General features: G+C 64.4%; 11 protein-coding genes. 7 read left to right on the top strand and 4 right to left on the bottom strand.

Annotated elements, in window-relative coordinates:
- Window positions 1-89 precede the first annotated feature (89 nt).
- On the bottom strand, window positions 90-824 hold the full coding sequence (locus tag KK137_RS05020) for a ComF family protein (protein WP_214535020.1): 735 nt from the start codon (window positions 822-824) through the stop codon (window positions 90-92).
- A 32-nt stretch (window positions 825-856) separates the two neighbouring features.
- On the opposite strand from KK137_RS05020, the gene KK137_RS05015 reads away from it, so the two are divergent.
- A complete protein-coding gene (locus KK137_RS05015) occupies window positions 857-1,645 on the top strand; it encodes a class I SAM-dependent methyltransferase (RefSeq protein ID WP_214535019.1) in 789 nt (262 codons plus the stop codon).
- Here the strand turns inward: KK137_RS05015 and ppdK are convergent.
- Genes ppdK through KK137_RS05000 form a run of 3 tightly spaced genes read right to left on the bottom strand, consistent with a single transcriptional unit; the run spans window position 1,642 to window position 7,456 of the window.
- Window positions 1,642-4,317: a pyruvate, phosphate dikinase gene (gene ppdK / locus KK137_RS05010; protein WP_214535018.1), complete on the bottom strand. Its 2,676-nt coding sequence runs from the start codon at window positions 4,315-4,317 to the stop codon at window positions 1,642-1,644. The two genes, KK137_RS05015 and ppdK, sit on opposite strands and share 4 nt — an antisense overlap.
- Before the next feature lie 59 nt (window positions 4,318-4,376).
- Window positions 4,377-6,560, bottom strand: coding sequence for a glycine--tRNA ligase subunit beta (gene glyS, locus KK137_RS05005; protein WP_214535989.1), 2,184 nt, complete (start codon window positions 6,558-6,560; stop codon window positions 4,377-4,379).
- Window positions 6,557-7,456 carry a glycine--tRNA ligase subunit alpha gene (locus KK137_RS05000; protein ID WP_214535015.1) on the bottom strand — a complete coding sequence of 300 codons (900 nt, stop codon included), beginning with the start codon at window positions 7,454-7,456 and terminating at the stop codon, window positions 6,557-6,559. The genes glyS and KK137_RS05000 overlap by 4 nt, the downstream gene beginning before the upstream one ends.
- Before the next feature lie 47 nt (window positions 7,457-7,503).
- Here KK137_RS05000 and KK137_RS04995 point away from each other — a divergent pair, with 47 nt between their 5' ends.
- The 6 genes from KK137_RS04995 to ychF all read left to right on the top strand — a co-directional run bounded on the left by KK137_RS04995 (window position 7,504) and on the right by ychF (window position 13,120).
- On the top strand, window positions 7,504-8,472 hold the full coding sequence (locus KK137_RS04995) for a TraB/GumN family protein (protein ID WP_214535013.1): 969 nt from the start codon (window positions 7,504-7,506) through the stop codon (window positions 8,470-8,472).
- Entirely contained in the window at window positions 8,472-9,341 is an 870-nt protein-coding gene (locus KK137_RS04990) for a TraB/GumN family protein (protein WP_250893725.1), read from the top strand. The genes KK137_RS04995 and KK137_RS04990 overlap by 1 nt, the downstream gene beginning before the upstream one ends.
- 120 nt (window positions 9,342-9,461) lie before the next feature.
- On the top strand, window positions 9,462-10,109 hold the full coding sequence (locus tag KK137_RS04985) for a 50S ribosomal protein L25/general stress protein Ctc (RefSeq protein ID WP_214535010.1): 648 nt from the start codon (window positions 9,462-9,464) through the stop codon (window positions 10,107-10,109).
- Window positions 10,110-10,184: 75 nt separating this feature from the next.
- Entirely contained in the window at window positions 10,185-10,754 is a 570-nt protein-coding gene (gene pth, locus KK137_RS04980; protein WP_214535008.1) for an aminoacyl-tRNA hydrolase, read from the top strand.
- A 117-nt stretch (window positions 10,755-10,871) separates the two neighbouring features.
- Window positions 10,872-11,939, top strand: a complete 1,068-nt coding sequence (locus KK137_RS04975; RefSeq protein WP_214535006.1) for a magnesium transporter — start codon at window positions 10,872-10,874, stop codon at window positions 11,937-11,939.
- A gap of 80 nt (window positions 11,940-12,019) precedes the next feature.
- A complete protein-coding gene (ychF, locus tag KK137_RS04970; protein WP_214535004.1) occupies window positions 12,020-13,120 on the top strand; it encodes a redox-regulated ATPase YchF in 1,101 nt (366 codons plus the stop codon).
- The last annotated feature ends 9 nt before the right edge of the window (window positions 13,121-13,129 follow it).

Here is a 13,129-nt window from a genome sequence, read left to right as displayed (position 1 = left end):
CGCATCCGCTGGGGGGCGATGCGGCAACCGGTCCAGCGAACTTCGTCACGCGAACGCCCGGGGCCAACCCCCGGGCGTTTTGCGTATGGCTATAGTGCTTCGTCGAGCACCCTCGCAAAACAGGCGATCATCACCTTCTCGGCCCCGGCATGTTTGAGCGTGCGAACGCATGCATTGGTCGTAGCGCCGCTCGTGATGACATCGTCGACGAGGATGACGTTCGCACCTTGCAACCCGGCTCGGCGCCTCGGGTTGACAGCGATTGCCCCGGACAAGGCTCGAGTCCTGGCTCCACGACCGAGGCCGCCTAACGAAGGCGTGCGTTTTCGTCGCACCAGGCCGTCCACCACAAGCTCCTGACCCAGCTGCCGCGCGATCTCCTGCGCCAGCAGCGCGGATTGATTGAACCCCCGCCGCCACAATCGCCAACGATGCAGCGGAACAGGAATGACCTGCCACGGCCCCGCAAGCTCGGGCAGCCGCGCGGTCGCCATCCGCGCCAACATCTTTGCCAGGGCAAGTCTTCGCCCATGTTTGAACGCCAGCACGAGCGTGCGCGACGCGTCGTTGTACAAGGTGCCGGCGGCAATTCCATCGTGACGCGGCGGCTCCGCCAAGCAAGGCGCACAGATCAGGCCGTCCGTCGTGGCTTCGCTCTCGAACGGGCGCTGGCAGCTGCGGCAGGCGGGCTCTCCCGGTATCACGAGGTCGCCCCAGCAGGCCGGACAAAGGCCGTCTTGGCTGGTGATCCCATCGCCACATGAGGGGCACCTTGGCGGATAGATGAGATCCACCAGCGGACCGAACGCGGCAGCGAGTTTCATCCGAGCGCGGCCTTGCGCGAGGCGGCGGGGCGATGCAGGAGCCGAACGTGTCCAGCGCGCCCCCCACCATCTTCTCCACCACGCGACGTATCGCAGCGCGGCGGCGTATCCATTATCTCCAGCAGCGACCGAACCCCGCGCGGTTTGTCGTCGAGGACATGGTCGGGGACATCTTGGAGCGGCTTGCTTTCGTGCGGCACGACCCGAAGCGGGCACTCGTCGTGGGGGACTGGACTGGCGAGTTGGCCCGCACCTTGCGACAACAAGGCACGGAGGTTTGCCAGGTCGACGCCGCCGACGGGTTCGACGAAGAGCAGCCCTTTGCCCTCGGAGGTTTCGATTTTATCGCCAGTGTGTCGTCGCTCGACACGGTGAACGATCTTCCCGGCGCCTTGATCCATATCCGGAAAGCCCTGGCGCCAGGTGGGATGGCCATCGCCAGCTTTGTCGGCGCCGGGAGCCTGCCCGCACTTAGGCGGATCATGCTCGCGGCCGACGACGATCGGCCCTCGGCGCGGCTGCATCCCCAAGTGGACGTGCGCGCCGGGGCCCAGCTGCTCCAGCGGGCCGGATGGGCCGATCCGGTGGCCGACAGCCGCACACTGACGGTGTCCTACCGCTCGCTCGACCAAATGGCCGCTGACTTGCGAGCGCAGGGACTCGGCAATGTCCTCGCCTCGCTCGCCCCGGCATTGGGCAAAGCCGGTCTTGAGCGGGCTCGGTTGGCTTTCGCAGCCGAGGCGGGCGAGAGCGGCCGCGTGGTAGAGACCTTTGAAATTGTCACACTCAGCGGCCGGCATCCCTCGAAGAGCCTGGGCTAGCGGTCCTTCAAGGCCGCCTGCGCCGCTGCAAGGCGCGCGATCGGCACGCGGTACGGTGAAGCACTGACGTAATCGAGACCCACCGCTTCGCAGAAGGCAATACTGGCCGGATCGCCGCCGTGCTCACCGCAGATGCCGAGTTTGAGGTCCGCTCGCGTTGCCCTGCCGCGTTCGGCGGCCAGCCTCACCAGTTCGCCCACCCCGTCGATGTCGAGGCTTACGAACGGATCGCGCGGATATATGCCCTTGGCGACATAGACCTCGAGGAACCGTCCCGCGTCGTCACGACTGACACCCAGGGTCGTTTGGGTCAGGTCATTGGTACCAAACGAGAAGAACTTCGCTTCTTCGGCAATCTCGCCCGCCATGAGCGCGGCGCGTGGCAGCTCGATCATCGTACCGACCGTGTAGTCGAGCGTGCGACCCTTCTCGGCAAAAACCTCGGCCGCCGTCGCGTCGACCAGCGCCTTGAGGATTGCCAGTTCCTTCTTGGTGGCAACCAAGGGGATCATGACCTCAGGTACCACAGCTTCACCACTCGCCTCGGCGACCTCGCAGGCTGCCTCGAAGATCGCCCGTGCCTGCATCTCGTAAATCTCGGGGAAGGTGATGCCCAGGCGACAGCCGCGATGGCCGAGCATGGGGTTGAATTCGTGCAGTTCTTCGGCCCGACGCTTGAGGTGATCGATCCCGATGCCGCTGGCTTCGGCGAGCTCGGCAAAGTCGTGTTCTTCCTGTGGCAGGAACTCATGCAACGGCGGGTCGAGCAGACGGATCGTACAGGGAAGCCCCGCCATCGAGCGGAAGATCGCCGTGAAGTCGGCCCGCTGTTCAGGCAGAAGCTTGGCCAGCGCCCGACGGCGTCCGGCTTCGTCGTCCGCCAGGATCATCTGCCGCACCGCGCTGATACGGTCGGCGTCGAAGAACATATGCTCGGTGCGGCAAAGGCCGATGCCCTCGGCCCCGAACTGACGGGCCATGCGACAATCGGTTGGGGTTTCGGCGTTAGTACGGACTTTCATCCGCCGGTGACGATCAGCCCATTCCATCAGCGTGCCGAAGTCACCGGCAAGCTCGGGTTCGATCGTCGAAACTTCGCCGGCCATGACCTCGCCGGTCGCGCCATCGATGGTGAGCGTGTCGCCCTCCACCAGCTCACGGCTACCGATGCGCAGCTTGCGGTTTGCAAGGTCGATCGAAACTGCAGAGGCACCCGAGACGCAGGGCCGGCCCATGCCCCGCGCCACTACCGCCGCGTGGCTGGTCATGCCCCCGCGCGCCGTGAGGACGCCCTGCGCGGCGTGCATGCCGTGGATGTCCTCCGGACTGGTCTCCACGCGAACGAGGATTACCTTCTCGCCTCGGGCGCGCCATGCTTCCGCCGTGTCCGCATCGAGCACCGCTTTACCACTCGCAGCGCCTGGGCTCGCCGGAAGGCCCCGCGTCATCACGTCGCGCGGAGCGTTGGGATCCAAGGTTGGGTGAAGCAACTGGTCGAGCGCCATCGGATCGACGCGCAGGATCGCGGTCTTCTCGTCGATCAGGCCTTCATCGACCATATCGACAGCCATCTTCAGGGCCGCCTTGGCGGTACGCTTGCCGCTGCGGGTCTGGAGCATCCACAGCTTGCCCTGCTGCACGGTGAACTCGATGTCCTGCATGTCGCGGTAATGCCGCTCGAGCAGATCGAACACGCGGGCAAGCTCGGCGTAAGCCTCGGGCATCGCCTCTTCCATCGAAGGCGCCGAAGCCCCGGCGCGCTCACGGGCGGTCTTGGTCAGGTATTGCGGGGTGCGGATGCCCGCCACCACGTCCTCGCCCTGAGCATTAACGAGCCATTCCCCGTAGTAGGCTCGCTCTCCGGTCGAAGGGTCGCGGGTAAAGGCCACGCCGGTGGCGCTCGTCTCACCCATGTTGCCGAACACCATCGCCTGCACGTTGACCGCGGTGCCCCAGTCGCCCGGGATGTCGTTCAAGCGGCGGTAGACTTTGGCGCGGTCGGACTCCCAGCTGTCGAACACCGCGGCGATGGCTCCGTGCAACTGGTCCCATGGATCGTCGGGAAACTCGCGCCCGCTCTCCTCGCGGACGATCGCCTTGTAACGTTGGGTCAGCGCTTTGAGGTCCGTCACGCCAAGCTCGGTGTCGAGCAGGACGCCCTGGTCTTCCTTGGCGATCTCGAGCGCTTCTTCGAAGAGGCCGTGATCGATGCCCATCACGACGTCGGCGTACATCTGGATGAAGCGGCGATAGCTATCCCAGGCGAAGCGGTCGTCCCCGCTCGACTGGGCGAGGCTCTCCACGGCCCGCTCGTCGAGGCCGAGGTTGAGCACGGTGTCCATCATGCCCGGCATCGAGACCCGCGCCCCGGAGCGAACCGAGACGAGCAGCGGCACGCCCGATCTCGGAACACCGAAGCGGCATCCGGTGGCCTGTTCGATGTGAGCGATGCCGGAGCGGATTTCTTCCGCCAACCCAGGCTGCAAGGTCTGCCCGCCGGCGTTGTAGGCGAGGCATTCCTCGGTGGTGATGGTAAAGCCCGGCGGGACCGGCAGGCCGATCCCGGCCATTTCGGCAAGGTTGGCGCCCTTGCCGCCGGTGACGGTCTTGTCCTTGGCCCGCGGATCCTGGTGAACCGCGCCGCCGCCAAAGGTATAGACCGTCTTGTTCATCTTAACTCCCGAATATCTGTCAGGGGTGACGGGGTGACACAGTTCCGAAAAGTGTCAACTTACCCTTCGATGCGCGAGAAATCCGCCACGCTGTGCACTGCAGCACGGAACCGTGCAAGCAGGTCGAGGCGGGCTGCGCGCTTATCCGAATTCTCGTCGTTCACCGTTACCTCGTCAAAGAACCGGTCGATCGGCGCCCGCAGTGAAGCAAGCGCGGCCATCGCGCCTTCGAAGGCCTCGGCTTCGATGTTGGAACTGGCCTCCGGCTCGGCTGAGTCGAGCGCATCGATGAGGGCCTTTTCCGCAGGTTCAGGCGTGTAGGAAAGTTCTTTTCCATGCCGCTCCGCCATTTTTGCGGCGATCACCGGCGCGAGGTCGGGATCGTCGACCAGCGCCAGCGGGTCTTCCTCGCCAGTGCGGGCGATCTCGCCCTCGATCCCGCGCCAGTCTTCCTTCTTGAGGATGTTGGCGGCGCGTTTGTAGCCGGCGAGGAGGTTGGTGCCGTCTTCGGTGCCGACGAAGGATTGGAGCGCACGAACGCGAGCGAGCAGGCGGACGAGATCATCTTCGTTGCCGAGCGCGAACACCGCATCGATCAGGTCGTGGCGCACGCCGGCCTCGCGTTGCTGCACCTTGAGGCGGTCGGCGAAGAATTCGAGAAGCTCACCCTTGGCCACAGGCATGCGTAGCCCGTTTGCCTCGATCAACCGGATCACTCCGAGAGCTGCACGACGCAAGGCAAACGGGTCCTTCGACCCTGTAGGCTTCTCATTGATCGCGAAGAAGCTGCTTAGGGTATCGAGCTTGTCCGCCAAACTCACCGCCACCGTCACCGGCGCGGTCGGCACGTCGTCACCCTGGCCGGCCGGCTTGTAATGATCGCGGATCGCATCGGCGACGGCGTTAGGCAGACCCTCGGCGCGGGCGTAGTAGCCGCCCATGAGGCCCTGCAGTTCGGGGAATTCGCCAACCATGTCGGTGACGAGATCGGCCTTGCATAGCTCGGCCGCCTGACGCGCGAGCTTGGGATCGCAGGTCGGTACGATACCCTCCGTCGCCAACCATTCGGCCAGCTCTGCCACCCGCTCGACCTTGTCGGCTACCGTGCCCAGCTTCTCGTGGAAGGTGATGCGCGAGAGCTTCTTCGCCTGCTCGGCCAACAAAGTCTTGCGATCCTGCTGCCAGAAGAACCGCGCATCGCTGAGACGCGCTGCCAGGACCTTGCGGTTGCCGTCGACGATCGCCGCGCCGCCGTCCTTCGCCTCGATATTGGCGGTGCAGACAAAGGCATTGGCGAGCTTGTCCCCCTCCCACTTGCGGGAGGGGTTAGAGGTGGGTGTGTCGCGTTCGTCCGAAACGGGCCCAACCCCGGCTCCTTCCGCAAGCTGGAGGGGAGAATTACAGACGAAATACTTCTGGTTGATCCGGGCGGTCAGCTGGATGACCTCGGGCGGAACCTCGAGAAACGACTCCTCGAACCGGCCGAGCAAGGGCACCGGCCATTCGGTGAGACCGGCATTCTCGATCACCAGCCCTTCGTCCTCGATCAACGCCAGTCCGGCGTCTGACGCGGCTTTGGCCGCACCCGAGCGGATCAGGTTCTGCCGCTCCTCATGATCGACGATCACGTGGCAGGCGCGCAGCTTCTCCTGATAATCCGCCACGCTGCCGATGGTGATCGGGCCAGCGTGATGGAACCGGTGGCCGAGCGTCATGTAACCGCTGGCAACATCGCCTACCGTGCATTCGACCAGTTCCTCGCCGAAGATCGCCACGATGCCCGACAGCGGGCGCACCCAGCGGATACTGTCGGTTGTCAGTGAAGCCGCACCCCAGCGCATCGACTTGGGCCAGGGGAAGGCGCGTGCGATCGCGGGAATAGCCTCGGCCAGCAGGGCCTTGACCGCCCTGCCCGGCTTTTCGACCACGGCGAACAGCACGCCGTCGCGCTCTTCGAGCTGGTCTTGCGTCAGGCCGCTCTTGCGCAAGAATCCTTCGAGAGCCTGCGGGGGAGCGCCGACGCGGGGTCCCTTGGTCTCCTCTCGCACCGCTTCGGTCGCTTCGGGCAAGCCGCGTGCGATCAGCGACAGGCGACGGGGGGTCGACCAGACGGTGATAGCGCCAGCGGTGACACCTGCCGCTTCAAGCTCTTTGCGGAACAGCTTTTCGAGATCGGCGCGCGCGCCGGCCTGCATCCTGGCGGGGATTTCCTCGCAGCGCAGTTCGAGCAGGAAGTCGGTCATGCCGTCCACCCCGCGTAGTCCTTGGCCCAGCGATCGGCTTCTTTGGCCATGTAGGCTTCGCACGAGCCCCGTGCGAGATCGCGCACCCGGCCCATGTAGCTAGCCCGCTCCTGCACGCTGATCACGCCGCGGGCCTGGAGCAGGTTGAACACGTGACTCGCCTCGACCGCCTGCTCATAGGCGGCGATCGGCACGTCGTTAGCCAGGGCATTGCGGCATTCGGCCTCCGCCTTGGCGAACAAGTCGAACAGCGCTTCGGTATCGGCGACCTCGAAGTTCCACTTCGACATCTGCTTCTCGTTCTCCAGGAAAACGTCGCCGTACGTCACCCCGCGGCCGTTGAAGTCGAGGTCGAACACGTTGTCCTTGTTCTGGATGTACATCGCCAGGCGTTCGAGCCCGTAGGTGAGCTCGCCCGAGACAGGCTTGCAGTCGAAGCCGCCCATCTGCTGGAAGTAGGTGAACTGCGTCACCTCCATCCCGTCGCACCAGACTTCCCAGCCCAGGCCCCAGGCGCCGAGCGTCGGGCTTTCCCAGTCGTCTTCCACAAAGCGGATGTCGTGTTTGAGCGGATCGATGCCGATGACTTCCAGGCTCTTGAGGTAAAGCTCCTGCAGGTCTGGCGGGCTCGGCTTCAAGATCACCTGGTACTGGTAATAGTGCTGCAACCGGTTGGGGTTCTCGCCGTAGCGGCCGTCGGTCGGACGGCGGCACGGCTGCACGAATGCGGCGTTCCACGGCTCGGGCCCGAGAGCGCGCAGCGTGGTCGCGGTGTGGAACGTACCTGCGCCCATTCGCATGTCGTAGGGTTGCAGGATCAGGCAGCCCTGGGCGCTCCAGTAATCGTGGAGCGCGAGGATCATGTCCTGAAAGCTCTTGGACGGGTCGCGGTTCATCGCCGGGGGCCATGGCGGACCACTAGAGTAGCGTCAATATCACACCCGTGAGTAAGAATGCTCGAACCAGTGGCGAACGCGCGGGCAAGCCTCTAAATGAGGCGGAATTTCCAGGGGTCTACTTCCCGATGCCGTTCAAGCGCCTTCTTGCCAGCGTTACCGCCCTCGCGCTCGGACTATCCGGCTGTGCGACTGTCGAGACTCCACCGACCGGCGCGGTGCCGGGTCCGGCGCTATGGGCCGTGTCCGATGCCGATACCACGATCTACCTGTTCGGCACCGTGCATGCCTTGCCAAAGGACAAGAACTGGTTCGATGGCCGTATCGAGAAAGCGTTCAACGCATCGGACGAACTGGTAACCGAAGTCGACATTGCCGACGTTTCGGGCTCCACCCGCGCGCTTCAGGCAGCGGGAATGCTGCCCGAGGGCCAGTCTCTGCGCGAGATGATGACGCCCGAGAATCGCCAGGAGTACGAGGCGGCGTTAGTGACGCTCGGCCTGCCGGTAGAAGCGCTCGACAGACTCGAGCCCTGGTTCGCTGCGATGACGCTTTCGCTGTTGCCCGTCCTGCGCTCCGGCTATGATACCGAAGCCGGGGTCGAGCGGGCGCTGGGCACCTTTGCCGGAGAGAACAAGAAGCGCGGCGCCCTAGAGACGATCGACGAGCAGATCGCCTTGTTCGATGGCATGCCCGTCGAAGCTCAGCTGGCCTTCCTCGACCAGACCGTCGAAGCCGTGCCGAGTTCGACCAACTCGCTCGACGCAATGGTCGCCGAATGGCTCGAAGGCGATGCCAAACAACTCGCCGCGCTGATGAATTCCGAGATGAAGGATCCTGCGCTCTACGATCGGCTGCTGACCTCGCGCAACGCCAATTGGGCGGGCTGGATCGTGCAACGGATGGAGCAGCCGGGAACGGTATTCATCGCCGTCGGGGCGGGTCACCTCGCCGGCAAGGGCAGCGTGCAGGACCAGTTGCGCAAGCGCGGGCTCAAGGTACGGCGTATCTGGTGATGTTGCGCTTCCTGTTGGCAGTGCTCGGTGTCCTCGCGCTGGCGGGATGCCAGAGCGAGCCCCCGAAACCGGCTCGTGATTGGCCCTCGCCCTCGCCCGCCCTGTGGCAAGTGACCGGAATGAACGGCGAGCGGGGGTGGCTGTTCGGCACGATCCATGCGTTGCCGGACGGCGCCAAGTGGCAGACACCGGCTTTCGAAAAGGCCTTCGCCGAGTCCGACGTTCTGATGGTCGAGATCGGCAATCTCGGCGATGCGCAAGTGGCTGCCGATGCGTTCCAGGCCTTCGCCAAGACGACCCCGCAGCCCGCGCTCAGCACGCGGGTCGCTCCGGCTGATCGCCCCGCCCTTGCCGCGCTCATGTCCGAAGCTCGAATGTCTGACGATGACTTCTGGAACATAAAGACCTGGGCCGCCGCGCTGATGCTGGCGAACGCCGTGCGCGATAGCGAGGCGGGCAATGGAGTTGACCGAGTCCTGCTGGAGAAAGGGAAGCCAGTCGAAGCATTCGAGACCTTTGCCGGTCAGTTCGCCCGCTTCGACGGGCTCGCGCCGCTGCAACAACGCGATCTCCTGGCGGGGATCGCTCACGAGGCCGCACTCGACCGGACGGACGAGCGGATCGAGGCCTGGCTTACCGGCGACCTCGCCACGCTCGAGAACCAGATGAACCAGGGATACCTGATGAGCCCGGCCCTGCGCGAAGCGCTGCTGACCGATCGCAATCACTTGTTCGCCGCCAAGGTCGTCGCCGCGCTCGAGCAAGACCGAACACCCTTTGTCGCCGTTGGCGCCGCGCATATGCTCCGGTCGGACGGGCTCCCGGCCTTGCTCGCCAAGCGCGGATATGAGGTGAAGCGGATCCAGTAGCGGGCCGCTTCTGCTTGCATCCTGGGGCCATTGCCCGTAAGGGCGCGCCCTTCCCAGCCATGGTCATCCCTGGAGGCGTGGCGGGAAGATAGTACCTAACGCATTCGAAAGGCATACGACATGAGCGACGCTCTGACTCTGCCGGCCGAGCTGCGCGAACGGGCTGGCAAGGGAGCCTCCCGTGCATTGCGTCGCGACGGTCGTGTCCCCGCTGTTATTTACGGCGGCAAGGACGAAGCCACTGCTATTCACGTTGAGGAACGGCTGCTTGTCCGCCAGCTCAACACCGGTCACTTCATGAACTCGATCGTCATGCTCGAGGTTGATGGCAAGACCGTGCGCACCCTCCCTAAGGATGTGGCGCTGCACCCGGTCACTGACCGCCCGCTGCACGTCGACTTCTTCCGCCTGGCGAAGAACGCCAAGGTCGAAGTCGCGGTGCCGGTCGTGTTCGTGAACGAAGACAACAGCCCCGGCCTCAAGAAGGGTGGCGTGCTCAACGTCGTCCGTCACGAGCTCGAACTGGTCTGCGAAGCCGACAAGATCCCGAGCGAAGTCCAGTTGGACGTCGCAGGTCTCGACGTTGGCGATTCGATCCACATCAGCAACGTCACGTTGCCGGCTGGTTCGGAAAGCGCGATCACCGATCGTGACTTCACGATCGCCACGATCGTCGCTCCGTCGGCTCTGAAGCAGAGCGAAGCGGCTGCTGCCGCCGAAGGCGGGGAAGAAGCGGGCGAAGCCGCCGAGGAAGCTTCCGAAGGCTGATCCAGCCCCAGGAAATGATCTACGAAGCGCCGGCCTTGCCTAGCAGGGCCGGCGTTTTGCTTTTAGGGAACCGCGATGCAGCTCTGGGTCGGCCTTGGAAATCCCGGTCCGCAATATGCCATGCACCGGCACAACGTCGGCTTCATGGCGCTCGACGTGCTGGCCGACATGCATGCGTTCGGTCCGGTACAGAAGAAGTTCCAGGGGTGGCTCCAGGAAGGCCGGATCGCCGGTATCCGCATCCTCCTGCTCAAGCCCGCGACCTTCATGAACGAGAGCGGCCGCGCGGTTGGCGAGGCACTACGCTTCTACAAGCTCGGCGTCGACGCGTTGACGGTGTTTCATGACGAGCTCGATCTCGCGCCCTTCAAGGTCAAGGTGAAGCACGGCGGCGGAACGGCGGGCCACAACGGCCTGCGCTCGATCGATCAGCACCTTGGCCCCGACTTCCGGCGGGTACGCATCGGCATCGGTCATCCCGGCCACAAGGACCGCGTCACGGGCTATGTCCTGGGCAACTACGCGAAATCGGAGATAGACGACCTGACCGGCATGCTCGGAGCGATCGGTTCCGAAGCCGAGTGGCTTGCCCAAGAAGACGACGCGCGGTTCATGAACGACGTGGCCCTCCGCCAGCAGGGCTAGGGACGATCGTCTCGGGGAATCCTCGCACTCTTTTGGAGGATTAGTCACCTCCGATATTGTCCTTTGCCGATCGGTGCTTCGGACTTATCCTCCCGCGACGCAAATCTGGGGGGCCCCATGGACCAGGTTCTTACGGAAGGCACCGTTTCCCGCGACGCACCCGCGCCAAGCCCGGTTCCTCCGGCAGCCGTCATTTCCGCCAAGGCGCAGGAACGCAACGCTCGCGTGCGCGACATCATGGCGCCGCCGGTCGGTGTCTATCGCGGAAGTGCCACAGTGGCGGACACGACCGAGGCCTTGCGGGAAGCGACGCGTACCGCCTTCATCACTTATTGCTACATCACCGACGAGGACAACAAGCTCGAAGGCCTGGTGGTCATGCGCGACATGCTGCTGGCCAAGCCAGAGGACAAGCTGTCCGATATCATGCTGCGCGATCCCTTCACGCTGCAGGAGGACATGCCGCTCGACGAAGCGCTCAAGGCCGCGCTAGTGCGGCACTATCCGGTCTACCCCGTGATCGACGCCAACGGCACGCTTGCCGGACTGGTGCGCGGTGAGACCCTGTTCGCCAACCGAGCCATCGCCATCAGTGGTCAGGCGGGAAGCATGGTCGGTGTCGAGAAGGAGGAGCGTCTCGAAACGCCGCTGCGGCGAAGCCTGATGCTGCGCCACCCTTGGCTGCAGATAAACCTGCTCACAGCCTTCGTGGCGGCCGCGGTGGTGGGCATTTTTGAAGGCACGCTCAGCAAGCTGGTGATCCTGGCCGTGTTCCTGCCAGTCATGGCGGGGCAAACCGGGAATACCGGTTGCCAGGCCCTGGCGGTCACCCTGCGGGGCATGACGCTGGGCGACCTCAAGCCCGGGTCCGAGCGGAGCCTGGTGATCAAGGAAGGCACGCTAGGCCTCTGTAATGGTCTGCTCGTCGGGGCGACCGCGGGTATCGGCATGATCATCTACGCCACGATGCAAGGCGAGGCGGAGCCGTGGGTCCTCGGAACGGTCGTTGCCGTGTCGATGATCGTGGCCTGCACGGTTGCAAGCATCGCCGGTGCGTTGATCCCGCTCACCCTGAAGAAACTGGGCGCTGATCCGGCTACGGCCTCGAGCATTTTCCTCACCACTGCGAGCGACGTGGCGAGCATGGGCATCTTCCTTTCATTGGCCACAGTCCTGCTGCTTTGATGTCTTGAACAGCGCTTGGCTGGCCTTTCGGGTGCAGCCCCGCTAAGGGGCGCCCCACACCAGACCAGAGGACATTTTTCATGGGATTCCGCTGCGGGATCGTCGGCCTGCCCAACGTGGGCAAATCGACCTTGTTCAACGCGCTTACAGAAACGCAGGCGGCCCAGGCGGCCAACTATCCGTTCTGCACGATCGAGCCCAACGTCGGCCAGGTTTCCGTGCCTGACGAACGGCTGGACAAGCTCGCCGCGATCGGCGGGTCGGCCAAGATCATTCCGACGCAGCTGGCATTCGTCGACATCGCCGGTCTCGTGAAAGGCGCGAGCAAGGGCGAAGGGCTGGGCAACCAGTTCCTCGGCAACATCCGCGAGGTGGACGCGATCGTTCACGTGCTGCGCTGCTTCGAGGATGACGACATTCAACACGTCGCCAACAAGGTCGATCCGCTGGCTGACGCCGAAGTCGTCGAGACGGAGCTGATGCTGTCCGACCTCGAAAGCCTCGAAAAGCGGGTCCCGGCCGCCCAGAAGCGTGCGACCACCGGCGACAAGGAAAGCAAGCTCGCCGCGAGCGTATTGGGCCAGGCGCTGGAACTGCTGCGCGAAGGCAAGCCCGCCCGCCTGACTGAACCGAAGGACGATGAGGAGGCTCGCGTCTTCGCTCAGGCTCAGCTCCTTACCGCCAAGCCGGTGCTCTACGTCTGCAACGTCGCTGAAGAAGATGCCTCGAAGGGCAACGCGCTGTCCGAGCTGATCTTTGCCAAGGCCAAGGCCGAAGGCGCCCAAGCCGTCGTCGTTTCGGCCGCGATCGAGGCCGAACTGGTCGCGATGGATCCGGAAGAGCGCGGCGAATATCTCAAGGAACTCGGGCTCGAGGAAACCGGTCTGGCCCGGGTGATCCGCGCCGGTTACGATCTGCTCGGCCTCAAGACCTTCTTCACGGTCGGCCCCAAGGAAGCGCGGGCTTGGACCTTCCATGACGGAGCCAAGGCTCCGCAGGCCGCGGGCGAAATCCACACCGACTTCGAGAAGGGCTTCATCCGCGCCGAGACCATCGCCTACGATGACTACGTCACGCTAGGCGGCGAAAGCGGCGCCCGCGAGGCGGGAAAGCTGCGCCAGGAAGGTAAGGAATACCGGGTGCAGGACGGCGACGTCATGCTGTTCAAGTTCAACGTCTGATACGAAAAC

It is taken from the genome of Croceibacterium selenioxidans, assembly GCF_018599195.1.
Taxonomy (GTDB): domain Bacteria; phylum Pseudomonadota; class Alphaproteobacteria; order Sphingomonadales; family Sphingomonadaceae; genus Croceibacterium_A; species Croceibacterium_A selenioxidans.
Note: the sequence above shows the minus strand (reverse complement) of the source record. Positions and strands in the feature narration are given on the sequence as shown.

Excerpts from the sequence above, each read along its gene's own strand:
- KK137_RS05020 (WP_214535020.1), bottom strand. The coding sequence starts at position 824 with ATGAAACTCGCTGCCGCGTTCGGTCCGCTGGTGGATCTCATCTATCCG.
- KK137_RS05015 (WP_214535019.1), top strand. The coding sequence starts at position 857 with ATGCAGGAGCCGAACGTGTCCAGCGCGCCCCCCACCATCTTCTCCACC.
- ppdK (WP_214535018.1), bottom strand. The coding sequence starts at position 4,317 with ATGAACAAGACGGTCTATACCTTTGGCGGCGGCGCGGTTCACCAGGAT.
- glyS (WP_214535989.1), bottom strand. The coding sequence starts at position 6,560 with ATGACCGACTTCCTGCTCGAACTGCGCTGCGAGGAAATCCCCGCCAGG.
- KK137_RS05000 (WP_214535015.1), bottom strand. The coding sequence starts at position 7,456 with ATGAACCGCGACCCGTCCAAGAGCTTTCAGGACATGATCCTCGCGCTC.
- KK137_RS04990 (WP_250893725.1), top strand. The coding sequence starts at position 8,472 with ATGTTGCGCTTCCTGTTGGCAGTGCTCGGTGTCCTCGCGCTGGCGGGA.
- KK137_RS04985 (WP_214535010.1), top strand. The coding sequence starts at position 9,462 with ATGAGCGACGCTCTGACTCTGCCGGCCGAGCTGCGCGAACGGGCTGGC.
- pth (WP_214535008.1), top strand. The coding sequence starts at position 10,185 with ATGCAGCTCTGGGTCGGCCTTGGAAATCCCGGTCCGCAATATGCCATG.
- KK137_RS04975 (WP_214535006.1), top strand. The coding sequence starts at position 10,872 with ATGGACCAGGTTCTTACGGAAGGCACCGTTTCCCGCGACGCACCCGCG.
- ychF (WP_214535004.1), top strand. The coding sequence starts at position 12,020 with ATGGGATTCCGCTGCGGGATCGTCGGCCTGCCCAACGTGGGCAAATCG.